Source organism: Cytobacillus sp. BC1816, from assembly GCF_051353635.1.
GTDB lineage: Bacteria > Bacillota > Bacilli > Bacillales > Cytobacillaceae > Cytobacillus > Cytobacillus oceanisediminis_C.
The window spans coordinates 4,736,655-4,762,486 of record NZ_CP195611.1 but is presented as its reverse complement, the minus strand read 5'-3'; the positions used below and the strand labels follow the sequence as shown (position 1 = coordinate 4,762,486).

The 25,832-nt window shown below is 42.6% G+C and carries 27 protein-coding genes; 22 read left to right on the top strand and 5 right to left on the bottom strand.

The window, feature by feature from the left end; all coding sequences use genetic code 11:
* Positions 1-8 precede the first annotated feature (8 nt).
* From flgL to hpf, 14 genes are all read left to right on the top strand, one after another.
* Positions 9-869, top strand: coding sequence for a flagellar hook-associated protein FlgL (gene flgL, locus ACR42H_RS24195; RefSeq protein WP_436373673.1), 861 nt, complete (start codon positions 9-11; stop codon positions 867-869).
* A 55-nt stretch (positions 870-924) separates the two neighbouring features.
* Positions 925-1,488: a DUF6470 family protein gene (locus ACR42H_RS24190; protein WP_436373671.1), complete on the top strand. Its 564-nt coding sequence runs from the start codon at positions 925-927 to the stop codon at positions 1,486-1,488.
* Positions 1,489-1,503: 15 nt separating this feature from the next.
* Complete coding sequence (fliW, locus tag ACR42H_RS24185) at positions 1,504-1,944, top strand: flagellar assembly protein FliW (protein WP_436373669.1); 441 nt, start codon at positions 1,504-1,506, stop codon at positions 1,942-1,944.
* Positions 1,944-2,174: a carbon storage regulator CsrA gene (gene csrA / locus ACR42H_RS24180; protein WP_436373667.1), complete on the top strand. Its 231-nt coding sequence runs from the start codon at positions 1,944-1,946 to the stop codon at positions 2,172-2,174. The genes fliW and csrA overlap by 1 nt, the downstream gene beginning before the upstream one ends.
* A 147-nt stretch (positions 2,175-2,321) precedes the next feature.
* The gene (locus ACR42H_RS24175; protein ID WP_436373665.1) at positions 2,322-3,635 is read left to right on the top strand and encodes a flagellin; all 1,314 of its coding nucleotides are present in this window, start codon (positions 2,322-2,324) and stop codon (positions 3,633-3,635) included.
* A gap of 220 nt (positions 3,636-3,855) precedes the next feature.
* Positions 3,856-4,020 carry a hypothetical protein gene (locus ACR42H_RS24170; RefSeq protein ID WP_436373663.1) on the top strand — a complete coding sequence of 55 codons (165 nt, stop codon included), beginning with the start codon at positions 3,856-3,858 and terminating at the stop codon, positions 4,018-4,020.
* A gap of 56 nt (positions 4,021-4,076) precedes the next feature.
* Positions 4,077-4,760 (top strand): hypothetical protein, encoded by a 684-nt coding sequence (locus tag ACR42H_RS24165; protein WP_436373661.1) that lies wholly within the window; start codon positions 4,077-4,079, stop codon positions 4,758-4,760.
* 470 nt (positions 4,761-5,230) lie between these two features.
* A complete protein-coding gene (flaG, locus tag ACR42H_RS24160; protein WP_436373659.1) occupies positions 5,231-5,590 on the top strand; it encodes a flagellar protein FlaG in 360 nt (119 codons plus the stop codon).
* A 14-nt stretch (positions 5,591-5,604) separates the two neighbouring features.
* Positions 5,605-7,728, top strand: a complete 2,124-nt coding sequence (gene fliD, locus ACR42H_RS24155) for a flagellar filament capping protein FliD (RefSeq protein WP_436373657.1) — start codon at positions 5,605-5,607, stop codon at positions 7,726-7,728.
* Between the two features lie 18 nt (positions 7,729-7,746).
* A complete protein-coding gene (fliS, locus tag ACR42H_RS24150) occupies positions 7,747-8,148 on the top strand; it encodes a flagellar export chaperone FliS (protein ID WP_076257527.1) in 402 nt (133 codons plus the stop codon).
* Positions 8,148-8,492, top strand: coding sequence for a flagellar protein FliT (locus ACR42H_RS24145; protein WP_436373655.1), 345 nt, complete (start codon positions 8,148-8,150; stop codon positions 8,490-8,492). The genes fliS and ACR42H_RS24145 overlap by 1 nt, the downstream gene beginning before the upstream one ends.
* 13 nt (positions 8,493-8,505) lie before the next feature.
* Complete coding sequence (locus ACR42H_RS24140) at positions 8,506-8,889, top strand: hypothetical protein (protein ID WP_436373653.1); 384 nt, start codon at positions 8,506-8,508, stop codon at positions 8,887-8,889.
* Between the two features lie 35 nt (positions 8,890-8,924).
* Entirely contained in the window at positions 8,925-9,125 is a 201-nt protein-coding gene (locus tag ACR42H_RS24135) for a YjfB family protein (protein ID WP_436373651.1), read from the top strand.
* Positions 9,126-9,355: 230 nt separating this feature from the next.
* The gene (gene hpf, locus ACR42H_RS24130) at positions 9,356-9,913 is read left to right on the top strand and encodes a ribosome hibernation-promoting factor, HPF/YfiA family (RefSeq protein ID WP_436373649.1); all 558 of its coding nucleotides are present in this window, start codon (positions 9,356-9,358) and stop codon (positions 9,911-9,913) included.
* A gap of 213 nt (positions 9,914-10,126) precedes the next feature.
* Here the strand turns inward: hpf and ACR42H_RS24125 are convergent, their stop codons facing one another.
* The 4 genes from ACR42H_RS24125 to ACR42H_RS24110 all read right to left on the bottom strand — a co-directional run bounded on the left by ACR42H_RS24125 (position 10,127) and on the right by ACR42H_RS24110 (position 13,812).
* Positions 10,127-11,788, bottom strand: coding sequence for a methyl-accepting chemotaxis protein (locus ACR42H_RS24125; protein ID WP_436373647.1), 1,662 nt, complete (start codon positions 11,786-11,788; stop codon positions 10,127-10,129).
* A gap of 13 nt (positions 11,789-11,801) precedes the next feature.
* The gene (locus ACR42H_RS24120; protein ID WP_436373645.1) at positions 11,802-12,776 is read right to left on the bottom strand and encodes a BMP family lipoprotein; all 975 of its coding nucleotides are present in this window, start codon (positions 12,774-12,776) and stop codon (positions 11,802-11,804) included.
* A gap of 132 nt (positions 12,777-12,908) precedes the next feature.
* Positions 12,909-13,187 (bottom strand): YkvA family protein, encoded by a 279-nt coding sequence (locus ACR42H_RS24115; protein ID WP_436373643.1) that lies wholly within the window; start codon positions 13,185-13,187, stop codon positions 12,909-12,911.
* 235 nt (positions 13,188-13,422) lie between these two features.
* Complete coding sequence (locus ACR42H_RS24110; RefSeq protein WP_197205092.1) at positions 13,423-13,812, bottom strand: sporulation protein; 390 nt, start codon at positions 13,810-13,812, stop codon at positions 13,423-13,425.
* Between the two features lie 478 nt (positions 13,813-14,290).
* Here ACR42H_RS24110 and ACR42H_RS24105 point away from each other — a divergent pair, with 478 nt between their 5' ends.
* The 7 genes from ACR42H_RS24105 to prfB all read left to right on the top strand — a co-directional run bounded on the left by ACR42H_RS24105 (position 14,291) and on the right by prfB (position 23,959).
* Positions 14,291-15,901, top strand: a complete 1,611-nt coding sequence (locus ACR42H_RS24105) for a gamma-glutamyltransferase family protein (RefSeq protein ID WP_436373641.1) — start codon at positions 14,291-14,293, stop codon at positions 15,899-15,901.
* 158 nt (positions 15,902-16,059) lie between these two features.
* A complete protein-coding gene (locus ACR42H_RS24100) occupies positions 16,060-16,635 on the top strand; it encodes a chromate transporter (RefSeq protein WP_113883860.1) in 576 nt (191 codons plus the stop codon).
* Positions 16,632-17,162 carry a chromate transporter gene (locus ACR42H_RS24095; protein ID WP_113883802.1) on the top strand — a complete coding sequence of 177 codons (531 nt, stop codon included), beginning with the start codon at positions 16,632-16,634 and terminating at the stop codon, positions 17,160-17,162. The genes ACR42H_RS24100 and ACR42H_RS24095 overlap by 4 nt, the downstream gene beginning before the upstream one ends.
* Before the next feature lie 352 nt (positions 17,163-17,514).
* Positions 17,515-18,570, top strand: a complete 1,056-nt coding sequence (locus tag ACR42H_RS24090; RefSeq protein WP_436373638.1) for a YecA family protein — start codon at positions 17,515-17,517, stop codon at positions 18,568-18,570.
* A gap of 237 nt (positions 18,571-18,807) precedes the next feature.
* Positions 18,808-19,410, top strand: coding sequence for a nuclease-related domain-containing protein (locus ACR42H_RS24085; protein WP_436373636.1), 603 nt, complete (start codon positions 18,808-18,810; stop codon positions 19,408-19,410).
* Positions 19,411-20,011: 601 nt separating this feature from the next.
* Entirely contained in the window at positions 20,012-22,525 is a 2,514-nt protein-coding gene (gene secA, locus ACR42H_RS24080) for a preprotein translocase subunit SecA (RefSeq protein ID WP_436373634.1), read from the top strand.
* Between the two features lie 320 nt (positions 22,526-22,845).
* Positions 22,846-23,959 (top strand): peptide chain release factor 2 gene (gene prfB, locus ACR42H_RS24075; protein ID WP_436373632.1). Its coding sequence is split into 2 segments (ribosomal slippage): positions 22,846-22,917 and positions 22,919-23,959, totalling 1,113 coding nucleotides; the frame shifts between segments, so codons are not numbered across the junction.
* Positions 23,960-24,053: 94 nt separating this feature from the next.
* Here prfB and ACR42H_RS24070 read toward each other — a convergent pair.
* A complete protein-coding gene (locus tag ACR42H_RS24070; protein ID WP_436377061.1) occupies positions 24,054-24,689 on the bottom strand; it encodes an LA_3659 family protein in 636 nt (211 codons plus the stop codon).
* Between the two features lie 259 nt (positions 24,690-24,948).
* On the opposite strand from ACR42H_RS24070, the gene ACR42H_RS24065 reads away from it, so the two are divergent.
* Complete coding sequence (locus tag ACR42H_RS24065) at positions 24,949-25,815, top strand: YitT family protein (protein ID WP_436373630.1); 867 nt, start codon at positions 24,949-24,951, stop codon at positions 25,813-25,815.
* The last annotated feature ends 17 nt before the right edge of the window (positions 25,816-25,832 follow it).

Sequence of the window (25,832 nt, the reverse complement as noted above, 5' to 3'; positions counted from 1 at the left end):
GAAATAAAGTGCGCGTAACACAATCAATGCTATCAAATAATATGCTTCGAAATTTAAGTAACAGCTACAGCCGGCTGGACAAGCTACAGGATCAAATTTCTACCCAGAAGAAATTTACCAAACCATCTGATGATCCGGTTGCTGCAATGATGGGGATGAACTATCGTACGGATTTAAACCGGATTCAGCAGTTTACCCGCAACATCGGGGAAGTGAGAAACTGGGTCGATAGTACGGATGATGCCCTGGATAAAGGTGTGCTGGCCCTGCAGCGAATTAGGGAGCTGACTCTCCAGGCAAGCAATGGCACGCTGGAAGAAGATCAGCGCAAAGCGGTTGCAGAAGAGGTGAAGCAGCTTAAAGAGCATCTGCAGAATCTCGGAGATACACAAGTTGGCGGTAAGTATATTTTCAATGGCAATCAGACAAACGTACGGCCATCTGAATCAGGTTTTCAAAGTGGAACCATCGAGCTTGAGGTTTTTTCAGGCATCAAGATCCCTGTCAACACGGAAGGAAAAGCTTTATTTGGGGACATGCTCAGTGACGAAGGCGATATCCAAAAGCTAATCACAGCGCTTGAAACGAATGATCCAGCCGTTGGGGATATGCTAGATAATGTTGATAAAAACATAGATAATTTCTTGTCTGCACGTGCCCTAATTGGAGCCAAGCAGAATCGGGTCGAACTGATGGAGGACCGTCTTTCCCAGCAGGAAGTCTTCTCAACAAGAATCCTTTCTGATAATGAAGACATCGATATGGAAAAAGCCATTATTGAGCTTACAACCCAGGAAAGCATCCATCGTGCAGCACTAAGCGTTGGGGCGAGAATCATCCAGCCGAGCTTAACCGACTTTTTAAGATAATCAATGAAAAGCTATCCATAGGAGATAGCTTTTTTTCATAAAAGAGGTGTCTAACATGAACGTACCGCAAATTAGGCTGGAATCCAACTTTATCAAGATGGGATTAAAAATAGAAAAACCGGTGCAGGAAATCGAACAGCCACCTGCCGTCCAATCCATCCAGCAGCCTAAAGCCATCCTGGAAATCGAAACAATCCCAGGAAAGCTGACGATCGACCAGACCAAAGCACGCGAGGACGTCGATTTAAAAAGTGTCGGCAGAAGAATAGAGGAGTTTGCCCAAAACGGGTATCAGGATTGGCTAAAAGGGATGGAGAGAAGAGCCGCACAGGGGACAGAACTTATGAAAATTGAAAACGGCGGCACTCCCATCGCCTATCAGGCTAAGGAAAACAGTGAAGGCCCTCCCAAGCAGTTTAATATTGGCTGGGTACCGTCTCACAATAGTGTAAAGATTCAATACGAACCAGCCAAAGTCAGCATCGAAGCTCAGCCGCAAAAGTCAAAGATTGAAGTTGAGATCAGAAAGCCGGTTCATACCTATACACCTGGAAAAGTCAGCACAGAAATTCTTGAGAAAAACAGCCTGAATATCGATTTTATCAATCTAACCATATAGCAATGAGGTGAAAAGATGAATATCCAAACAAAGTTTCATGGTGAGCAGGAGATTAATAAAAATGACATAATTAATTTTCCATCGGGGATTCCGGGGTTTTTAGACGAGAAGGAATTTTTTATTCTCCCTCTTGAAGGGACAGAGTTATTTGTGTTGCAGTCAGTAAAGACAACTGAGGTGGCATTTATTGTTACAGATCCGTTTGCTCTATTTCCTCAGTATGAGTTTGATTTGCCTGAAGAGGCATTGGAAAAATTAGAAATCCAATCACATAAAGATGTGGCAACCTTTGCGATTATGACAGTAAGGGATCCATTTGAGGAAACAACCGCTAACCTGCAGGCCCCTTTGGTCATTAACCAAACAAAAAAAATAGGCAAACAAATTATACTTAATCAAACACCTTATAAGACCAAGCATAAAATCATGACACCTCAAGAACAGGGGGAGAGATAATGCTTGTGCTTACAAGGAGACTTAAAGAATCGATTATGGTTGGTGACGATATTGAAATCTCTATCCTCTCTATCGAAGGTGACCAGGTAAAGCTAGGCATCAGCGCGCCGAAAAATGTTGATATTTATAGGAAAGAAATATACTTATCTATTCAGCAGGAAAACAGCAGCGCAACTCAAACTGAAGCAAGTGTAATCGAAAGCCTAAGCAGCTTTTTTAAAAAGAAATAAAAATTTTTTCCAAACTATTAAACACCTGTCAAAAAAAGTCGATATAACCAGTGTAAAGCTGAACAGCAAAAAGGCGGCCGACTTTTCTGCTGGTTGGTAAAACAAACCACATGGATGTGGGATATATACTCAAGGAGGAAATTTATAATGAGAATTAATCATAATATTGCGGCGTTGAATACTTATCGTCAGTTGAACAGTGCTTCTACTGCACAATCTAAATCAATGGAGAAGTTATCTTCTGGTCTACGTATTAACAAAGCTGGAGATGACGCAGCTGGACTAGCAATCTCTGAAAAAATGCGTGGACAAATTCGTGGGTTAGATATGGCTTCTAAGAATGCACAGGATGGTATATCTTTACTTCAAACTGCTGAAGGTGCGTTAAACGAGACACATGATATTCTTCAGCGTATGCGTGAACTTGCTGTACAAGCTGGTAACGATACAAATACAACTGATGACCGTGGTGAAATTCAAAAAGAAATCAACCAATTGACTTCTGAAATTAACCGTATTGGGAATACTACAGAGTTTAATACTCAAAAACTAATTAACGGTGATAAAGTTGCTACAACTGCTCCTGGTGCATCTCATGTTACATTGTCTGGTGCTACGTTAACTGGTGGTGCTGACCCATCAACTGATGCTACAGGAACAGTAACAATTGGCGCTGTAACTGAAGGTGAAAAACTAACCATTGGTAATAAATCAATTGGTTTCTATGATAGCAGTGCTGGAACTTACGCTGATGCCGATGCAGCGAAACTAGCTCTAGGAACTGACGATGTAGTTGATATATATGACACAGCAAACAGCACAGCAAAATCAGCAACAGATATTGCTACTGCTGTTAAGACTGCTCATGCTGCCTTTGCCGATGAAGATACAACACTTTCTGGTACAGGAGCAGCAATTACAGTAACTGCTAATGCTACAGGTACTGCTGGTAACTCTATAGCTCTTACAGCAACTGCTCCAACCACAACTACTGGCGGAGTAACATTACAAATTGGTGCAAACCAAAACCAAAGCTTAACTTTAGACCTTGGTGATATGCGTGCACATGCACTTGGTATTACAGGAACGGCAGGAGATGCTGGATTTACAGCTGCAAATGCTGTTACAGATGGAACCAATAATGCCACTACAGAAGCAGCTCTTGATGTATCAACTGCTGAAAATGCAGCAAAAGCTATCACAAAAATTCAAACTGCAATTGATTCAGTTTCAGCAGAACGTTCAAAAATGGGTGCGTACACTAACCGTTTGGAGCATACAATCAACAACTTAGGTACATCTTCAGAAAACCTAACAGCTGCTGAGTCTCGTGTTCGTGACGTAGACATGGCGAAAGAGATGATGACTCAAACAAAGAATTCTATTCTTTCTCAAGCAGCACAAGCAATGTTGGCTCAATCGAATCAAATGCCTCAAGGAGTTTTACAACTCTTGAGATAATTGATAAGAAGGGCGTCTAGCTTGGTAACGAGCTAGAGGATAACTGGGTGAATTGCTGGAACTTCCTAAAGCTTCATCAACCACAACGTAACTGGAAACGGTATGCGTGATGGTGTGAAAATGATGAGGATAAAACAATGGATAATCAGCAGCCAAGCTCCTGTGAGGAAACTCTGGAGAAGGTTCAACGACTAGAGAAGTACGGTCTAAGGCAAAAGCTATGACTATGAATCTCGTAGGGCAGCAAATGCTGTTCGAAGTGCCCAGCTCCATGAAAAACATGGATGAAGATATAGTCTATTCTGTTATCGAAAGATACAGTCGCGAAGCAAGCGAACCAACAACCACAAGGAGTTTTACAACTTCTTCGTTAATTTTAGATTAATTGGAAGGGGCTCTAGTTTTACTAGGGTCTCTTTTGTTTTATAGGAGGAAATGGTGATGAAAGACTTTAGAAGAGATTTGTTAGAGGAATTCATTGTAAAAGATGAAAGGTTACGTAATCTGTATAATCAAATTGAAAATCATCCAGAGCATAAAAGAAAACTTACTGTAGAGGAGAGTTTTTCAAGAACAAAAGGAAGAATAAGTTATGGTCGAAATGAAGTATCTATTGAAATGGATATAACATTGGGTAGTGAGTCTATTCTAATCCTGGCCCATGAATTAATGCATTACTTACTTATCCTTAATGGTGCGCTATTACCTATTGAGATGAATGATAATCCTCCTAGTGATGCGAGTTCTTTGAAGCATTTTTTAATGAAAAGTATAACCCATCATTTTTTATTAAAACGAGAACTTGACTATGCTGGATTTGGAGAGCTTCAACTTTGTTTTGCTTTAAGTAATGAATTACAAGAAATTCCTTATGATTATTTTCATGATGATAAGTTTTGGTTATTAGAATTATATGATCGATCCACTTTTGCACAGAATTATAACTTTGTTGCTTTAAGGGAAAAGTTTGAATTACATGGATTAATTTCGATTTATAATCTACTACAAAGCTCACCAAAAGATTCTATTAGTGATATTAATGAATTATCTAGAATTTTAATAAACGAATTCAATTGTGAAAATTACCTTCAATTAATGAATTTAGATGATTATACCTCAAGTTGATTGCAAGTATTGATAGATTTGGGGCAAATGGGGAAAGTAGATTGTGCCCCGAAAGACCACTTGTGTGCATTAACAACCTCTGGACATTGAATCTCAAGTAGCAAAAAATATATAACCAGTAATAATTAGATATTCATAACGTACGGTTGTCCTGTGAGCGCTAGATGTTCAAGAAACAAACGATCTAAGCCTCTACTTCGATCATCGGAGTAGGGGCTATTTCTATTTTAGGAGGAGAATGTGTGAATCAATACTCAATGAAATCTGTAAAACAAATGAAGCTACTTATCAGTGTACCTGACCCCACATTCGGTAATGAATGAAAATGGATGATTACCCACTCATTAGTCTTAATAAAAAAACCCATCCGCAATATCACAATTTCCTCTCTACCTAATTTCCCGCTCAACATTCCCGCTCCCCTACCGATATAAAAACTAAGAATAAATTAATACAGGTAGGGGATTTCCATGATCGATCGGTTATCATCTCAACACATGCCTCTTACACCTAGATTTTCAAATAATATTGAAATAAATAATGAGTTTGCAAAAAAAGAATCTAATATACTCGAACAGTCAGCACGTAAACAAGCTGAACCACTGAAGGAAGGTCAGCTAACAGAGGTAGTCGACAGCATGAACGAATTCTTACAAGCTTCTCACACCTCATTAAAGTTTGTTCTTCATGAAGAGCTAAATGAATATTACGTAACTCTAGTTGATGACCTAACCCAGGAAGTAGTAAAGGAAATCCCATCAAAGAAAATGCTGGATATGTACGCAGCGATGACGGAATTTGTTGGACTAATGGTAGATAAGAAGATTTAAAGGAGGAATTCGAATTGGTTAGAATCGGAGGTCTGGCGAGCGGGATGGATATTGACCAGCTTGTATCGGATCTAATGAAGGCAGAACGGATGCCTCTTGATAAATTAAAGCAGAAGAAACAAGTATTAGAATGGCAGCGGGATGATTACCGTACAATGAATTCTCTCCTATTGGATTTTAGAAGTGAATTGACGCAGATGAAGCTGACTACACGTTATCGCTCGCGTCTGACAACTTCTTCAAATGAAGCAATGGTAACTGCCACAGCAAGCGGTGCAGCCAGCCAGTCTTCTTACTCGATTTCAAAAGTAACACAGCTGGCAAGTGCTGAGACTCGAGTGAACGGCGGCAGCATTTCTGCGGACGGGAAGTCTATTGACCCAAGTAAAAGCCTATATGCACAGGAAAGCAGTCTTATGTATAAAGGCAATCATACAGATTCAGGTGGAAATACTGTCGGTAGTGCTTGGAAAAATGGTGCCGTTTTAAATAAAAGTTTAAACGTGACCAATCCAGCAGCTATTAGCTTCGGTGATATGTCCAAAGTGGACCTTAGTGAACTCAGTTCTTGGAGTGTAAAAGTTAATGGAGTAGGGTTTAATGCACTGAGTGAGGCAGAACTGAGTGCGGCGAACCGTCCCTTAAAAGAGAATGAAGTGCTGGTAAAAGAAGATGGAACAATGCAATTCGGTAAGGAACCTGCAAAGGGAAGTGTCATTAAGATTGATTATGTGGCTACTGAGCGCACGGGTTCACACGCTATTTCAAGCAGCACTTCCTCCATTCAATTGGCTCAAGGTGCCTTGAATAAAGTGAAAAGCATTAAGATTAAGGAAACTGCGTCCGGAACGACCACTGAGAAAGCATTTTCAATGGGCAATATCGTGAATGGAGAAAGAGAAATACTCGATGATGCCAATAAAGTGGTAGGTACGCTTAACTACGAAACAGGGAAAATCACGTTTAATTCCGATATGCAACAACCAGCAGATGGATCGGACACAACGATGATTCTGGATATTGCGTATGACCACAAATACACTGCCTTTTCTGTTGATACCTCAACCTCTAAAGGAGAGCGTCATGATTCCTTCCTTATTTCAGGCAGTGAGTCTCTGAATAATGTCATCAGTAAAGTTAATGCTTCAAGTGCTGGTGTCAATATGTTCTTTGACAGTGCTACTGGCCAAATGACGATGACCCGCACAGAGACGGGTGATTTTAATAAAGGCGGTGCTGAAATCACGACAAGCGGAAGCTTTCTGAATGATGTTCTGCGCTTTAAGGGGGCTGCGGTCAAAGAAGAAGGAAGAAACGCTGAATTTGTGATTAACGGATTGGCTACCAATCGGAGCTCAAACACATTTGAAGTGAACGGCGTCACTTTTACCCTTAAGCAGACGTTTGAAGATCAGCCGGTCAGCCTCAATGTCAGCAATGATTCCACAAAGGTTTTTGACAATATCAAGGCATTTGTTGATAAATACAATGAAATGATCGATAAAATCCAGAAAAAAACGGGTGAAGAGCGCTATAGAAGCTACACCCCATTAACCGATGAACAGCGTGAGCAGCTTTCAGACAAGCAGCAGGAGCAATGGGAAGAGCGGGCTAAAAGCGGTCTCTTGCGCAAGGATTCTACCCTTCAGTCTGTTTTATCGGGGATGCGGATGAACTTTTACCAGCCTGTATCAAATGACCTTGTTTCTCCGCTTTATAATCAGCTGGCCAGTATCGGCATTAAAACGACCAGTAATTATTTAGAAGGCGGTAAGCTTGAAATTGATGAAGCCGCCCTGAGAAAGGCAATCGAAGATGATCCTGTGTCTGTTGAAAATCTTTTTAGAGGGGAAGGACAGACAGACGGTCAAAGAGGAATTGCCCACAGGCTTTATGATACGGTGAACGCTGCGATGGATAAATTGAAGACAAAAGCCGGAAACAGCTTCTCAACCAATCAGCAGTTTACCATCGGCAGGGAACTGAATGATGTAGGCAAGCGGATTGATAGTTTTGAAAATAAATTAAAGCAGGTTGAAGACCGCTACTGGCGCCAGTTCACCGCCATGGAAAAAGCGATCCAGCGTTCCAATGAGCAATCCATGTTCCTTATGAACCAATTTAGCGGGGGCATGTAAGAAAAAGGAGTGTTACAAATGGCAGTAAGCAATCCATACCAATCCTATCAGCAAAACTCAGTGAATACCGCATCTCCTGGAGAGCTGACACTGATGCTGTATAACGGGTGCCTTAAGTTTATTCATCAAGCGAAGAAAGCCATTGAAGAAAAGAATATTGAAATGAAAAACACCAATATCCAAAAGGCTCAATCTATTATTCAGGAGCTGATGGTTACATTAAATATGGACATCGAAGTTTCTAAAAATATGATGTCTTTATACGACTTCATGAATCGCAGATTAATGGAAGCTAACATTAAAAATGATGCTTCCATACTGGATGAGGTAGAAGGCCTGGTAACTGAGTTCCGGGATACGTGGAAGGAAGTCATTCAGGTGAACCGCCAGAAGCAGTTCTCGCAGGGCGGTACAGTGTAGTGAGTTCGGTACAAACCTTTTATGATGCCACACAAAAGCTGATAGCATTACTTGATGATGCAGAGCTTGACCGTGATTCGAAAATTAGTCAGGTTGAATGGTTGCTTGAAAAACGCCAGCAGGCAATGGCTGGCATGGCTCCTCCATATACAGACACCCAAAAGGATCTGGGGGCCAGGCTGATCAGCCTCAATGCAAAAGTCACCCAGCTGATGAAAAGGGAAAAGCTGTTTATTCAAAAAGACATCAAAGACTTAAGTTTTAAAAAAGAATCATCCGGAAAATATGCAAATCCCTATCAATCACTGGCAACGGACGGCATGTTTTATGATAAAAGAAAATAGGTGACTAACTTTGTTGACTCTGACCGAAGAGCACTATATTTTTATGAAGGAATACAGCGATCTATTATATACCATTGATGAGGCTTTTGATTATATCGTAAAAAGCTTTAGCGATTTCAGTAAAACAGAGGGTGATCGGCTTCTTGGTGATGTTTTTCAGGCATTCCCTCAAGTCGCTTCAGCTCATGAACAGCTTAGCTATCTTGTTCAAGGCAATGAGCCCATGCTTAAGGTGATTGCTGATATTAGTGCAGTTGCCGATCAGGCTGAACTTCTTATTCAGAACTTTGACGATCTTCCTGTTAGACAGGAGATCATTTCGAAAAAGCTCTATCCTGCATTTGCAGAGTGGCATAAAAATATTCAGCAGGAATTAAATCCATATATCCAATCCTAAATAGGTTCAGGCTTAAATAGCCAGGAGGTGCTCCCTTGGATATCCCATTAATGTCCATGGTCTTATCCCAAGGCCAGGTCCAGCAGCAGGCATCCATCTCGCTCATGAAAAAAGCCATGGATCAAGCAGAGGGAAATGCAGAATTTATTAATAAGATGATGAGCGGTTCTCACATACAGGCCCTCCAGCACGCAGCCCAGCCCCACTTGGGCGGCAATATTGATATAAAAGGATGAGCAGCAAAAGGAGCTGCTCGTTTTTTTTATACACGTCACCTATTCGACAAATATTATCAATCTTTTTATCAGTTTCAGCAGGAGTTTTTAGGGGTAAAATAGAAATATAAATACATAGTCTTAATATACTTTTAAGACTAGGCATTTCCTTTTCAGGCATTACTGGTGATTTTCACAGTAAACGCTAATGAAAAGGCTGTCATTGTATAATGAGAAGGAGGAGTTCACGTATGAATTACAACATTCGTGGTGAAAACATTGAGGTAACTCCAGCAATTAGAGAGTACGTAGAGAAGAAAATTGCTAAGTTAGAAAGGTATTTTACTGAAACTCCTGATGCAAATGTACATGTAAATTTAAAAACGTATAACAATAACCGTTCTAAAGTGGAAGTAACGATTCCGATGCCGAATCTGGTTCTTCGTGCAGAGGAAGATCATGATGATATGTATGCAGCGATTGATCTAATTACAGATAAATTGGAGCGCCAAATCCGCAAACATAAAACAAAGGTGAACCGCAAATTCCGTGAAAAAGGCAATCTGACTGCTGTGTTTGCAGCACTGGAAAATGAGATAGAGGTGCCTGAAGCGGAAGATGAGGATAACGACCTTGAAGTTGTCCGCCAAAAGAGCTTCGACCTGAAGCCAATGGACAGTGAAGAGGCAATCCTGCAGATGAACATGCTGGGCCACAGCTTCTATGTATTCACGAATGCAGAATCTAACTTAACTAATGTAGTGTACAAGCGTAAAGATGGCCGCTACGGTTTGATTGAAGCGCAATAATAAAACGTGAAAACCCCGCTGCTGAGGCGGGGTTTTCGTTTGTTTGGGTTCACTATTGGGCTATTTGCGGAATTGGTCTACTATTTGCAAATTCGCCGTTCTATTTGCAGAAATGCCGAAGTTATTTGCAAGAATTATACTTCTCTTTGCAGGTTTTCCCGACCTAATTGCATCGTTTACAATTTCAGTAAAACGACACTTCCAAAAATCCGCCTAAACCGTAAACTTCTCCAATTCCCTTTCCATCACCCCAGTCATTTCCTTCAGCTGCTCCACTTTCACCATAACCTGCTCAAACGCGCGAAGCTGTTCCTCGGTAGACGCTGAGATTTCCTCAGTTCCAGCAGCCGTTTCTTCGGTTACCGCTGAAATATTTTCCACAGCGCTAATGACCTGCTGGCTCATATCACTGGAGGTTTTCATATCTTCAACCAATTTCTCCAGATGGCTGTGAATGCCGGATACATGACTGGAAATGGTTTCAAAGACCTGTTCTGTCTCGCTCATCGATTGGGATTGCTCTTTTGAAAGGGCATGTCCCTGCTCGGTGGCATTGTAAATATTGCTGATGCCATTTTGGATGTTGCTGACCATCGAGGCGATCAGATCTGTTGCTTTGGAAGAGGAATCGGCGAGCTTCCGGACTTCTTCCGCCACCACCGCAAATCCTTTACCGGCTTCACCGGCACGGGCTGCTTCAATAGCCGCATTTAAGGCCAGCAGATTTGTTTGATCCGCAATATCTTTAACCGTGTTGGCTGCCCCTTCAATTTCCTTGGTGAACTGGGCAAATTCACTGACTGAACTTCTAATATGGTTAGACGAACCGGAAATCTCTTCAGCAAGTTTCTTTTGTTTTTCTAAGGAGACTCTGCCATGATCAACAGACTCCAATGCCTGTGTGCTTTGTGTGGCGCTTTGCTCGCTGGAATGGTGGACAGCTGAAAATTGCTCGCCCATTACGCTCATTAACTCGGCGGTTGCCTGAACGTCTTCAGAAATGGCCTGGCTTCCTCTCGCCAGTTCATCCGTTGAAACAGCCACCTGGCTGCTGCTTTCATTTAAGCTGTGCATATAGGAAGCCACATCCTCGGCAAATCCTTTTACATTTTGGCTGACTTCTTCAATGGATTGCACGGTTCCTTTTAGATTCACCACCATTTTTGAGAAAGCTTCTGATAGTTTATCCACTTCATAGCGGCTGTTCTCTTTAAAGGAAAGCTGTGATAAGTCTGCTGTTAAATCTCCCTCTGAAATTTTCTCTGCCTTTTCTACAATCGCATTAATTGGTTTTGTAATCTTTCTGGCAGCCATCCATGAGAAGATAGCCGATAACAAAATAAGCAGCACGCTTCCTATGAGGGAGGAATTCGTGATAAAGGCGATTTTCTGGCTGGTCTCCTGAAGAATGCCTTCATACCACTCATTTGTACGCTTCTTTAATAGGTGCATATCATTTAAAATGCCGGATATTCTTATGCTCTGGCGCTTGATTTCCGCTTTGTTTCCCTTGTTGAAGGCTTCGGTAGAAACTTCCGACAGCTCTGCATATTTTCCTTCAATGCTGCCGATGATTTTTTTATGCCCGGGAACTGAGGCAACTGAAGAGAGGGAAGCCAGGTTTTCCTGAACTTCTGTCATCATGGTTAGTGCCTGGTCCTTATTGGCATCACTGGAATTATAGGTATAATTGGCAAGCGACTGGCTTGTCACTACCAGGCTTTGCTCCAGGTCCTTCACTTTCAGAAGAAGGTCCACATCATCTTTAGCGGAGCTTTGAATGTTTAACGTCTGGTATATGATAAAGCCTATCATGCTGATTGATAGCACGAGCGGGATCAGCGTGACAATAATAAGGCGGTTTCGTAATGTCATCTTGGATGCTCCTTTATTCAGCTGTTACTGTGATTTTTCCATTGATTATGTCTTCAGTTGCTTTTTTTAATGCAGCTTTCTGCTCCTCTGTTAAGGAGATTACGCGTATTTCAGAAAGGCCGACACCGTTTTCTGCCAGTCCCCATTCATAGGATGAAGCCTCGATTTTTCCATTTTCCTTCAATTCTTTAGCTAAGTTAAAAACAGCAATGTCGATGTTTTTGACCATCGATGCGGCAACGGCTTTTTCAGCAACGAAATATTGGTCGGAATCGACACCGCCGGCAAGCACGCCTTTTTCTTCCGCTTTTTTCAGTGCGCCAAAGCCGGTGAATCCGGCAGCAGGGTAGATAAAATCTGCACCCGCAGCAATTTGCTTCTCCGCTATTTTTTCACCGAGAGCAGCATCTCCAAATGTTCCGGCATATTCTGTCAATATTTCAATTTTCTGATTGAAGTGCTTGGCACCTTGAATAAATCCATTCTCAAAATGGTGGATGACAGGCACATCAACACCGCCGATAAAAGCTAGTTTGCCCGATTTGCTTGTCATGGCAGCGAGCATTCCGACAAGGAAGCTGCCTTCATGCTCCTTAAAAGTAAGTGATACCACATTATCAAGCTCGGATACGGCATCGATAAGCAAAAATTGCTGATCTGGATATTTCTTTGCCGCCTTTTCGAGTGCTTCCTGAGCGGAAAAGCCCAGTCCGATGACAAGGTCATGATCTCCTTTGACCAGCTCTTCAAGCGGCTTTTCAAAATTTCCGTCCGGGGCTTCTTTGTAATCAAACAGAATGCCAAGCTCATCACGCGCTTTTTCCAGGCCCCGGAATGCAGAGTCGTTGAAAGACTCATCTCCCAGGCCTGTATCAGAGAGGAGAATGCCAATTTTATATTCTTTATTTTGTTTTGTGCTTTGTTCAGAGGCAGAGCAGGCTGCCAGAAGTAAACTGAATAGAAGCAGAATAGGTAGTAGTTTTTTCAAAGTAAACCTCCATGTTGTAATATTTCGCCTTACCTATTATCGGCAGAAAGGCGGAGGTCTTAAGTCTGAAGTCAGACCCTTACTCGAAAAAATTGGCAAAATAAAAAAGCCTGCATTTCACAGGCTTTAACATCATTCCTCTAGGACCTTATATTTTTCCTTCAGCGACTCCGGTGCCATTTTCACCATCTGCTGAAGGACAAATGATGTAATCACAATGTCATCCGTAAAACCTAAGATCGACAGAAAGTCAGGCACAAGATCGAGCGGCAGAAGGATATATAGAATTGCCGCCGCAACAGGTAGTAGTTTCTTGCCGGCAGATACCTCCCATGAAAGAAAATAGTCCTTTAAGAAAGGAAGGAACCTCCAAAACTTGAATACAAATTTGATGCGTTTGAGAAACTTCATTTAGTTCACCTTTTTCTAGTTCATTCGCTGAATGGAAACTGCCACCTGAATACGGGGCGGATTTTTCACCTCAAGTGTGGCAGCTGATAGATAGCTTGTTTCAAGTATGCTTCAAAAAGTAAATAGAAATAGCCACTTTTGCAAAGTGTTCAAGTAGGTATGAATCTCCTCTTTTTATAATTTGTATGGTTAAGAGGGGACATGTTACACTCGTTTACTTCCTCCTTGGGATTGGTTATCGGATAATCGTGATTTTATCCAGGTCGGCGCTTTTGACGCCTTCGTTAAAAATCAATCTTGTTTTAAATTGAAAAATCCGGTCTGGTGCAGAGCAGGGAATGTCTTCGGGCAGCTGGAAGTTAAAGTCCATTTTGTTGGTTTCTTCTGATTCAATGACTTTGGTGGATAGAATGGTCGATGTTCCGATCACTTCCTCCTTCTCTTCGTCAGGCGATGCCATGACCAGGTCACACTCAATTCGCTTAATCTGCTGATCAATGGTTCCTCCTTCAATCAGGAAGATTCCGCTCACATTTTCTCCCGGCGTATATTGAAGCTTTGGCAGCTGCAGATCAATTTTCGCAGAACCTATTCCAAGCATTGACATATATTTTCGTAAAATCAACAACGATCTCTCCTCTAATTTTATAGGGGGGAGCTGCTCGCTCACACCACGGTTTTGCTGTTTCCTTCTTTACGTACTAATAATGATAAAGTTTCAAGTAATTTTCCTTCTACCTATTCCTCCATTTTATAAAGTAAAACGTAAGGCGGTGCGGGCCTGTATACAAAAAGGGCCTTTACCACGGTGGTAAAGGCCCATAAATAAAGACCTCTACCGAATTTGGTAAAGGTCTTGCTAACAATTGTTTAGATTGCCAACAAAGCCGAGAGCAATTGCTCCGTAATGACGACTCTGCTGTAAAAGCTACTCCCCTTTAGGAGAACTATTCAATTTATAGCTAAATCATATTGTATATCTTACACTTTGTCAATATTTCAACATTAGTTTAGTTTTCCGAAATAAATACTAACATAATATTTATATAATTTGATATAATCAGAATTAATTATTTTAACACTTTAATACAGAGGTGAACTCCATGAACTTTGATTTCCACAGCCACCCATACCCATCGCAGCGAACGACCGTCATGGCGAATAACGGCATGGTGGCAACTTCCCAGCCGCTTGCAGCACAGGCTGGATTAGATATGATGAAAAAAGGCGGAAATTCCATAGATGCAGCAATCGCAACAGCAGCTGCCCTTACTGTTGTTGAACCGACATCAAACGGAATCGGCGGCGATGCATTTGCACTAGTCTGGACCAAAGGGGAACTGTATGGGTTGAATGCAAGCGGCCCTGCTCCAAAGTCCATTTCCATAGAAGCTTTGAAGGAAAGAGGCTTCGAAAAAATGCCGACGCACGGCTGGATGCCGGTTACAGTGCCTGGAGCACCATCCGCATGGGTTGAGCTTTCCAGGCGATTCGGCAAGCTTCCGTTAAAAGATGTCCTTCAGCCCGCAATAGATTATGCTGAAAAAGGTTATCCTTTAACACCAATTCTCGGCAAATACTGGCAGTATGCTTATAAAAGGTTCAAGCAGATTCTGACGGATGATGAATTCCAGCATTGGTTTGAAACCTTTGCTCCAGATGGCAGGGCTCCTGAAGTTGGTGAGATCTGGCGCTCTGAAGGGCATGCTGCCACTTTAAGAGCCATTGGCGAAACGGATGGCGAGAGCTTTTACCGCGGGGAAATTGCCGAAAAAATTGATGCTTATTCCAAGAAATATAATGCATTCCTATCAAAGGAAGACCTCGCAGCTTACAAGGCGGAATGGGTTGACCCCATCAAAGTTCATTACCGCGGATATGATGTCTGGGAAATCCCTCCGAACGGCCAGGGTCTTGTCGCACTTTTAGGCTTAAATATCGCAAAAGGTTTTGAATTCCGGGATAAAGAAACGGTGGATACATATCACAGACAAATAGAAGCGATGAAATTAGCTTTTACAGACGGCAAGGCATTTATTACAGATCCGGCGGAAATGAGGGTGACAGTTGAAGAATTGCTCTCAGAGGAGTACGGCGAATCCCGTCGCAGCGAGATTGCGGGCGAAGCTCTGACACCTGAGGCTTACCAGCCGCCGCGCGGAGGTACTGTTTATCTGGCGACAGCAGACAGTGAAGGAAATATGGTTTCCTTCATCCAAAGTAACTATATGGGCTTTGGGTCCGGGCTTGTCGTTCCTGGAACGGGAATTGCCCTTCAGAATCGCGGACACGATTTCTCTCTTGATCCTGAGCACCATAATGCACTGAAGCCCGGCAAGAAAACGTACCACACGATTATCCCTGGATTCATGACAAAAGACGGAGAAGCAGTTGGACCGTTCGGTGTGATGGGAGGCTATATGCAGCCACAGGGACATATGCAGGTGGTCATGAATACAGTGGATTTCCACTTGAATCCGCAGGCAGCCCTTGATGCGCCAAGGTGGCAGTGGATTGAAGGGAAAAAGGTCCAGGTGGAACCGCACTTTCCTAATCATATTGCACAGGCTTTGGTGCGCAAAGGCCATCAGATCGAAGTAACCGTTGATACAGGCGGATTCGGCCGAGGCCAAATTATCTGGCGTGACCCGAAAACAGGTGTGCTCATGGGCGGAACAGAGGCGCGCACAGACGGATCTATCGCCGCCTGGTAATAAAAAATGAGGAAGCAGCGCGCATATAAGAGTAAAATAAACATATAAAAGGAATTGAGGAGCGGAAGAAATGACCGCTCCTTCAACCTTCTTTTTTGGGATGCATGCTGAAAAGGGACATGGCTTGTCTAAGCAATTGGTTAAGAGGATGTGAACACATGAAACAAAAGGAGATTTTCATTGCGTTTTTTCGGTCGGGCATTTTGGGTTTTGGCGGCGGGCCTTCTGCCATTCCGCTAGTTCATAAAGAGGTTGTGGATACCTTTAAATTTATGGATTCAGACGAGTTTGGAGATATATTAGCCCTCGCCAATGCGCTGCCCGGACCTATTAATACAAAAATGGCGGGATATATCGGCTATCGGGTAGGCGGGTTTCTGGGAATGCTGAACGCGCTGATAGCTACAATGGTCCCAACCATCATTCTTATGATTGTTCTTTTAACAGCATTAAATAACTTAAAGGATCAGCCATGGGTTGCCGGCATGACAAAGGCGGTCGTTCCCGTTGTTGCTGTTATGCTGGCTACTTTAACCTGGGATTTTATTAAAAAGTCTACAAAGTCATCACTCGGCTGGGTTTGGACATTTCTTTTTGTAGCGGCCAGCTTGGTTCTTATCGAATTTGTGAATATTCATCCTGGAATTATTATATTTATTGCACTGGTAACTGCCCTTCTGAAAAAGGATGCTGCAGAAAAAAATGAAGCTAAAAAGGAGAGGAATCCGGCATGATATATGTACAGATATTCCTGGCATTTTTCATCCCCGGGATCCTTGGATATGGTGGGGGACCTTCATCCATTCCCTTGATTGAACATGAAGTGGTAGACAATTATGAATGGATGACAACGAATGAATTCAGTGAAATGCTGGCAATGGGCAATGCACTGCCAGGTCCGATTGCAACAAAAATGGCAGGCTATATTGGCTATGAGCAGGGAGGGGTTCTTGGATCTATAATTGGTGTATTTGCAACAGTGGCACCTTCCATGATTCTAATGCTCGCATTGCTTGGGCTGCTGATGAAGTATAAAGAATCCCCCCGTGTTAAGCGGATGACCAATTATATTCGGCCGATTATCGCCGTCCTGCTGGGGGTTATGACTTATGATTTCCTATTCTCTTCTTATGATGGAATCGGCATCTGGCAGACGCTTTTCATTGGACTGCTTAGTTTTTTCCTTTTGGAAAAACTTAAAGTGCATCCGGCTTTTGTTATTGCAGGGGCGCTGGTTTATGGGGGAATTTTCTTGGCTTAATTGGCAAAACAATAAAAGTAAAAGAAAAACGGTGAGTATTTGTGGACTCACCGTTTTTTGTTTCTAATGGAGGCCTGCTGGAAAGCTGTAAGGACGCGAACTGACCGATATATTGAAAAGCTGACCGATAAAAAGGAAAATGCGACCGATATACCTGGAAAGTGACCGATAAAATAAAAAACTGGCCGATAAAACTGATAAAGTGACGAAATCAGCTAACTCCATTCAAAAAAGCACCCAATTTTAGCTTCCTTAACCTGCCAAATGTTTAAATCCGCTTGATTAATGCCTAAACTGCTGATAAATGTTAGGATAGTAGAGTTAAACGAATTTGGTAGGAGAGATTTATAAGATGTCAACAGTAAAAGTAAGCAGAAATGAACCGTGCCCGTGCGGGAGCGGAAAAAAATATAAAAAGTGCTGCGGCAGCAAAGATGCTGTTTCAATTAAGGATGTTTTGAATCACGAAGTTCTTGAGCTTCAAAAGGAAGTAAGGGCTTATGCGCTTACTCATTTTGCAGATGACATGAAAGAAGATTTCATGGATCTTCTGGATATCCTTGAAGACATTGAACCAGAGGAAAAAGAGTTCTATGAGTTTGTACACTCTTTTTGGTACATACTCTTTGGAACTCTGGAAGAAATGGAATCCGTAATGGATGAGTTCATCCATGCGAAATTACCGGCTGTGGCACGCCCGCGCTTAAAAAACATTTTAAAATCGTGGGCAGACAGCAAAGCGGCAGCTGGAATACTGACCGAAGTGACTGAAAATAAAGCAGCGATTAAAGATTGCCTGACCGGGAAGGTTTACAATATCTCTCTATTTGGTGATATGGATGTTAATGAAGGAAACTTTGCCTTTGCCATGCTTCTTCCCTATGGAGAAGAGTATGTAGCGTTTCCGGCCATTTTCGATCTGCCAGGAGAAAATGCTGCACAGTTTGCAGATTACATTCAGTATTCATTTGAAGATGCAAAATACGATGATCCTGAAGAATATTTGGCTGAATACTTCGTGGACCTCATGAATGATACCCCAAAATCTCTGTCAGTCCCATCAATGGAAAATTTCGATTGGCCAACAAAGGGTGCAAAGCAGGTGGCCGACATGTTCAGGGACCATATGACAGATGCCGGCGAAGAACCATGGCTCACCGGGATGGGGATTTCACTCTGGATGGAGTATCTGACGAAAACGGGAAAACAGGTCAAAAAGCCTGACAACTATGTTGCGGGTCTTCGTTACCTTGTGAGCACGATAGCGCCAACAAAGGAAAATCTCACTCAGAAGGAATTTGGAGAGAAATACGGAATCAATGCGAACCGTGTCTCTGCTTATTATGGTGAAATTTATGACGCAGTTGAGGAAACCATTATTGAACTGATTGAATCGTCGAATTCATAAAAACGGAGAGCATTTTTGCTCTCTTTTTTTGCGGTAAAGTGGATCTGGCGCGGACTGACCGATAAAAGTAGAATATGACCGATATAACCAGAAAGTAACCGATAAACATAAATTTTGACCGATAAATCTGGCAAAGTGACCGATATACCTTCTCTGCATTGAAAATGAATTAAGAAAGCAGGAAAATTTGTCTTCGCAAACGAATTCTATCTTCAAACCTAAAAAGGAGTGCTGCTTTTGATTGAAAAAGACAGATATATCCCCATTAGAATACAAAAAAATCATGCATTGCTGAAAAGAATTGCGAAAAATCATCCCAAGCGGTTAATGGTCGAATCAGATCAAACCAGGAGATTAGCAGGTTATAAAGGGGAGCAGGCAATTGACTTCCACTTAAGCAAACTGCCGGAAAAAGAGTATATGATCCTCCATGACCTGCGTCTTTCAAACGGAAAGCATTTTTTCCAGATTGATACGCTTATCTTAAATCCTGCTTTTGCCTTAATTTTAGAAGTGAAAAACTATGGCGGGACCTTATATTTCGATCCTGATTTCAATCAATTGATCCAAACAAATAGCAAAGGTGAAGTCAAAGGCTTTCCAAATTCGATAGAGCAAGCCAGAGTACAATCTTCCGAAATGAAAAAATGGCTATTGAAACGCAATATCAATATTCCGATTGAGTTTTTCATCGTCATCAGCAAACCCTCTACCATTCTTAAAACCGCTCCAGGCAACGCGAAAATGCTCCAAAAAGTTCTTCATGTTCAATTCCTTCTGAAAAGTATTGAGAAAATAAAGGCCTCCCATAAAAAGAAGTCCTATCTCCAAAAGATATGAAGAAAATCTCCCGATTCCTTCTAAAAGAACATACCCCAAACCATTTTGATATCCTAAAGCATTATGAAATCTCAAGATCTGATATACAAACAGGGGTTATCTGCAAAGCTTGCTCTTTCTATCCAATGAAGCGCCATTATGGAACATGGTTTTGCACCAAATGCCAATCTAAAGACAAGAATGCACACATTTCAGCTCTTATGGATTTATCCCTCCTAAACAATGATTCTCCATTGAAAAATAGACAAATCTGCAGTTTTCTTCACATTTCTTCAGGGGATATAGCCAAAAAACTTCTCTCAGCCAGTAAACTGCCGAGTTCCGGTTCAAAAAAAGGAAGAGTGTATTTACCGAAACCCGACTATCAGCAAATTAAAGATCTGGAATAGCCCGCATGTGGCATAAGTTGTCACCCCCTGCCCAAAGTGGTAATATTAATAAGAAATAATGTGAATTTTCATGGGAGGATTCCGCCGAAAAAGAGCGAATCTTTAACTACCTATGCTTCAATAGACTTTGAAATTAGATATGCATAGCTCCGGCGCCTTGATTCATCAGCAAGGCACTTGTGCTGTCATATCCAACATAAAGGAGCGTTTTTATGCTTGGGATTTTAAATAAAGTGTTTGATCAAAATAAACGCGAAATAAAACGTCTCACCAAAATGGCAGAACAAATTGAAGTACTTGCATCTGATATGGGAAAATTATCGGACGAGCAGCTGCGCGAGAAAACAGAAGAATTCAAAGCCCGCTACCAAAAGGGTGAAACCGTCGATGATATGCTGACTGAAGCTTTTGCGGTTGTCCGCGAAGCAGCAAAGCGCGTTCTTGGTTTATATCCTTATCCGGTTCAGTTAATGGGGGGTATTTCCCTTCATGACGGAAATATTTCTGAGATGAAAACCGGTGAAGGTAAAACCCTGACTGCAACCATGCCGGTATACCTCAATGCCTTAACCGGCAAAGGCGTTCACGTTGTAACGGTCAACGAATACCTTGCGAGCCGTGACGCTACTGAAATGGGCCAGCTTTACGAATTCCTTGGCCTGACTGTCGGTTTGAACTTAAATGGGCTTTCCAAAGAAGAAAAACAGGCAGCATATGCTGCCGATATCACATACAGCACAAACAACGAGCTTGGATTCGATTACCTTCGCGATAACATGGTTCTCTACAAAGAGCAGAAGGTTCAGCGCCCGCTGCACTATGCCGTAATCGATGAAGTGGATTCCATCCTCATTGATGAAGCTCGTACACCGCTGATTATTTCAGGTTCAGCACAAAAGTCCACTCAGCTTTATATTCAGGCCAATGCCTTTGTCAGCCGCCTGAAAAAAGATGAAGACTTCACATATGATGAAAAGACAAAAGGTGTGCAGCTGACAGAAGAGGGGATGACCAAAGCAGAGAAGGCTTTTGGAATCGATAACCTTTTCGACATTTCTCATGTTGCACTTAACCACCATATTACACAGGCATTAAAAGCACACTCCAGCATGCATTTGGATGTCGATTATGTTGTTCAGGAAGGCGAAATTGTCATCGTTGACCAATTTACCGGCCGTCTGATGAAGGGCCGCCGCTACAGTGATGGACTTCACCAGGCTATCGAAGCTAAGGAAGGCCTCGAAATCCAGAACGAAAGCATGACGCTTGCAACGATCACATTCCAGAACTATTTCCGTATGTATGAAAAGCTTGCCGGAATGACTGGTACGGCGAAAACGGAAGAAGAGGAATTCCGCAATATCTACAATATGAACGTTATTGTCATTCCGACAAACCGTCCGATCGCCCGTGATGACCGTCCGGACTTAATTTATGCAACAATGGATGGGAAATTCCGTGCGGTGGTGGAAGATATCGCTGATCGCCACAAAAAAGGACAGCCTGTGCTTGTCGGTACAGTGGCTATCGAAACATCTGAAATCATTTCTAAATACCTGACTAAAAAAGGTGTTCCGCATAACGTCCTAAATGCGAAGAACCACGGCCGTGAAGCGGAAATCATCTTGGATGCCGGTAAGCCGGGTGCCGTGACAATTGCGACTAACATGGCAGGGCGCGGTACGGATATCAAGCTCGGTGAAGGTGTGAAGGAACTTGGCGGACTATGCGTTATTGGTACAGAACGCCATGAAAGCAGACGAATCGATAACCAGCTCCGTGGACGTTCCGGACGTCAGGGAGATCCTGGTGTCACGCAATTCTATCTTTCCATGGAAGATGAATTGATGCGCCGCTTCGGTTCTGACAATATGAAATCGATGATGGAGCGCCTTGGAATGGATGACACTCAGCCAATCCAGAGTAAAATGGTTTCCAGAGCCGTTGAATCAGCGCAAAAACGCGTTGAGGGCAACAACTTTGATGCACGTAAGCAGCTTCTTTCTTACGACGATGTTCTCCGTCAGCAGCGTGAGATTCTTTACGGTCAGCGTAACGAAGTTCTGGAGTCTGAGAACTTGAGAGAAATTGTTGAAAAGATGATCATGACCAGCATCCAGCGTAATGTGGAAGGGTATGCACCTGGACATGAAGACGAGGAAAACTGGAACCTGCAGGGCATCATTGACTATGTAAATGGAAACCTTCTAAATGAAGGCGACCTAACCGTAAATGATATCCGCGGCAAGGATACGGAGGAAATCGCCGAAACCATTTTTGCCAAGGTCAAAGAACGCTACAATGAAAAAGAGGAAATGCTTAGCCCTGAGCAAATGCGAGAATTTGAGAAAGTCATCGTGCTGCGTGCGGTTGACTCCAAATGGATGGATCACATTGACGCAATGGATCAGCTTCGCCAGGGAATCCACCTGCGTGCGTATGGCCAGACAGATCCTCTTCGCGAGTACCAGGGTGAAGGCTTTGCGATGTTTGAAAACATGATCGCTTCCATCGAAGAAGATGTTGCGAAGTACATCATGAAAGCCGAAATCCGCAACAACCTCGAGCGACAGGAAGTAGCCAAAGGCCAGGCCGTCAACCCGAAAGAAGACAGTGAAAAGGTTAAGAAAAAGCCTGTCGTCAAGCAGATGGACGTCGGACGCAATGACCCATGCATCTGCGGCAGCGGCAAGAAATATAAAAACTGCTGTGGTGCAGAAAAATAAACACCCGAGCCGGCAACAGCTTTGCCGGCTCATCCTTTTTGAAAAAGCTGTTTCTGTGGAGCTTTTCTTTTTTAGCAGAAAACTATGTTTTACATCTGAGTTGATTGGAGTGGAGGGCACTTGATCCTCGAAAATGCTGACACATTTCCTTCGTGCAGTGTTCATTCGAGTAAGCTTATTCAATGTCCTGCGGGAGGCTCCCGTTCCTCCCCGCGGAAAGCAAATGCTCGCAGCGGAAATCAACATGTGACATCTAAACTGATTGCTTTTTCAAGATAATCACGAAATAATAGGAAAAAATAACTTACGAGGTGACCAAAATGGAATTAGCAGATATTCGCAATGAACTTGAAAAAACAGCTAAGATTTTAGCGGACTTTAGGGGGTCTCTTTGACTTAGAAAACAAAGAGGCGCGCATCGCTGAGCTTGATGATGTCATGCTGCAGCCTGGATTTTGGGATGACCAGCAGGCGGCACAGGTAGTTATCAGCGAATCAAACTCACTGAAAGAACAGGTGGTTGAATTCCACGATTTATACGAAACGTTTGAGAATCTGGAATTAACTTATGAGCTAGTAAAAGAAGAGAGCGACGCAGAACTGCAGGCCGAGCTTGAGGAAGAGCTCAAGGACTTAGTGAAGCGCCTGAACGATTTCGAGCTTCAGCTTCTTTTAAGCGAGGAATATGATAAGAACAATGCCATTCTTGAACTGCATCCGGGTGCAGGCGGAACCGAGTCACAGGACTGGGGAAGCATGCTGCTTCGTATGTATACGCGCTGGGCAGAGAAGAAAGGCTTCAAAGTCGAAACACTTGATTACCTGCCGGGAGACGAAGCGGGCATCAAGAGTGTTACCCTTAGCATTAAAGGCCATAATGCATACGGCTATTTGAAGGCAGAAAAAGGCGTACACCGCCTGGTAAGGATTTCTCCATTTGATTCATCAGGACGCCGCCATACTTCATTCGTTTCCTGTGAAGTGATGCCGGAATTCAATGATGAAATTGAAATCGACATCCGTACCGAAGATCTGAAAATCGACACATACCGTGCAAGCGGCGCAGGCGGTCAGCATATCAACACGACTGACTCTGCTGTCCGTATCACTCACTTGCCGACAAATGTCGTGGTAACTTGCCAGACGGAGCGTTCCCAGATCAAAAACCGCGAACGTGCCATGAAAATGCTTCAAGCTAAGCTATATCAAAAGAAAATCGAAGAGCAGGAAGCGGAATTGGCTGAAATCCGCGGTGAGCAAAAAGACATCGGCTGGGGAAGCCAGATCCGCTCTTATGTCTTCCATCCGTATTCCATGGTAAAAGACCACCGTACCAACACGGAAGTCGGCAACGTCCAGGGTGTTATGGACGGTGACCTGGATATGTTTATTAATGCATATTTGCGTTCAAAATTGATTTTGCCTCAGGATTAATACGTAAATAAAATAGCCTATGTCGGCGTATAACCGGCATAGGCTTGTTTTTTTATGGAATTATAACTGAGCTAGCCGGTGAATGGGGATTGCTCTAGGAGTGGATACGCTTTTTGAGTTGATTAATTTCAGTTTCGTGGACTCCGCTTTTTTTACTAAGGTGTTCAATATCAATTTTTGTACCCTTCAGAGTATCCGAAATTATATGGAAAGTCTCTTCATGCTGCTCTAACTTCGTTTCAATATGCTTAAAATGGCTTCTGAATTCGGTGGCATTGTTTTCAATCTGTTCAGAAAGTCTTTCAATGCTATTTTCAACAACTCCGAGCCTATTATCAACATTCTCGAGCCTGCTATCAACTTTATCAATTCTGTTCTCAACATTCTCGAGCCTGTTATCAACTTTATCAATTCTGTTCTCAACATTCCCGAGCCTGCTATCAATTTTATCAATTCTGTTCTCAACATTCCCGAGCCTGCTATCAACTTTATCAATTCTGTTCTCAACATTCCCGAGCCTGCTATCAACTTTATCAATTCTGTTTTCAACATTCCCGAGCCTGTTATCAACTTTATCAATTCTGTTTTCAACATTCCCGAGCCTGTTTTTAACATCAGCAAATTCATGATCAATCGAATCAAATCTCTTTGAATGTTCCTTTAAGGTACCTAAAATTTCATTAAGTATCTTCTCCATTTGTCTCACCTCCTTTTCGACATTATACCACATGCCGCTGAACTTCATGCTGCTGAGAAAGCAGTATAGATGTATCCCGAAACAAAGATCATAAACATTGCATACAAAAATCGGCATGATAAATTGACTGTTTTTGTCACAACATAATGAAAAGCAGAGGTGGAGGACTACCATCCTTTAATACGGCAGTTTAATGGCATTTACATGCTCAAGACTCCGTGCTATACTCACTGACGGTAAAAATGGAATAGGAACTTATTCTGTATAGATCGTGACACCGGAGGGAGAAGAAATGGGCAAGAATAGAAGAGGATATACTTATAGTACAAAAGCGGAGAGATTGCTGGAGTACATATATGTTTTAATAGGATCAGGAATTATCGCCATTGCATTTAATATGTTTTTGCTGCCCAATCGAATTGCATCAGGAGGGGTGAGCGGGATCAGTACAATCCTGGATGCGGTTGCTGGCTGGGAGCCCGCATACGTACAGTGGGCATTTAATATACCGCTTTTTATTGCAGGCGTACTTTTGCTCGGCAAACAATTTGGGGTTAAAACGCTGGCAGGAACAATCTTTCTGCCCTTAGTTGTATTCCTTACGAAAGAATATGAGCCATGGACATCCGATCCGCTGCTGGCTTCTCTGTTTGGCGGAATTGGCGTTGGCCTGGGTTTAGGCATCGTTTTCCGGGGTAAAGCATCAACAGGAGGGACAGACCTTGCAGCACAGATTATTAACAAGTATACAGGTTTGTCTCTTGGAACTTGTGTTGCAATAATCGATGGATTGATCGTACTGTCGGCTGCGATTATTTTCGACATAGAGCAGGGGCTGTATGCCTTAATTGCTTTATATGTAACAAGCAAAACAATCGATCTCATACAGCTTGGATTCAGCCGGACAAAGATGGCTTTAATCATTACTGAAAAACAAAGTGAAGTTCGTGAAGGAATTTTGAATAAAATTGACCGGGGTGTGACAAAACTATCAGCATACGGTGGTTATACCGACCATGAACGCCCAGTCCTCATGTGTGTGGTGGACCAGACGGAGTTCACAAAATTGAAACAACTGGTTCAAACCGTTGATCCTACTGCATTTATCATTGTTACGGATGCTTCCGAGGTGTTGGGCGAGGGTTTCAAACGAGTATAGTGTTGGTATAATATAGC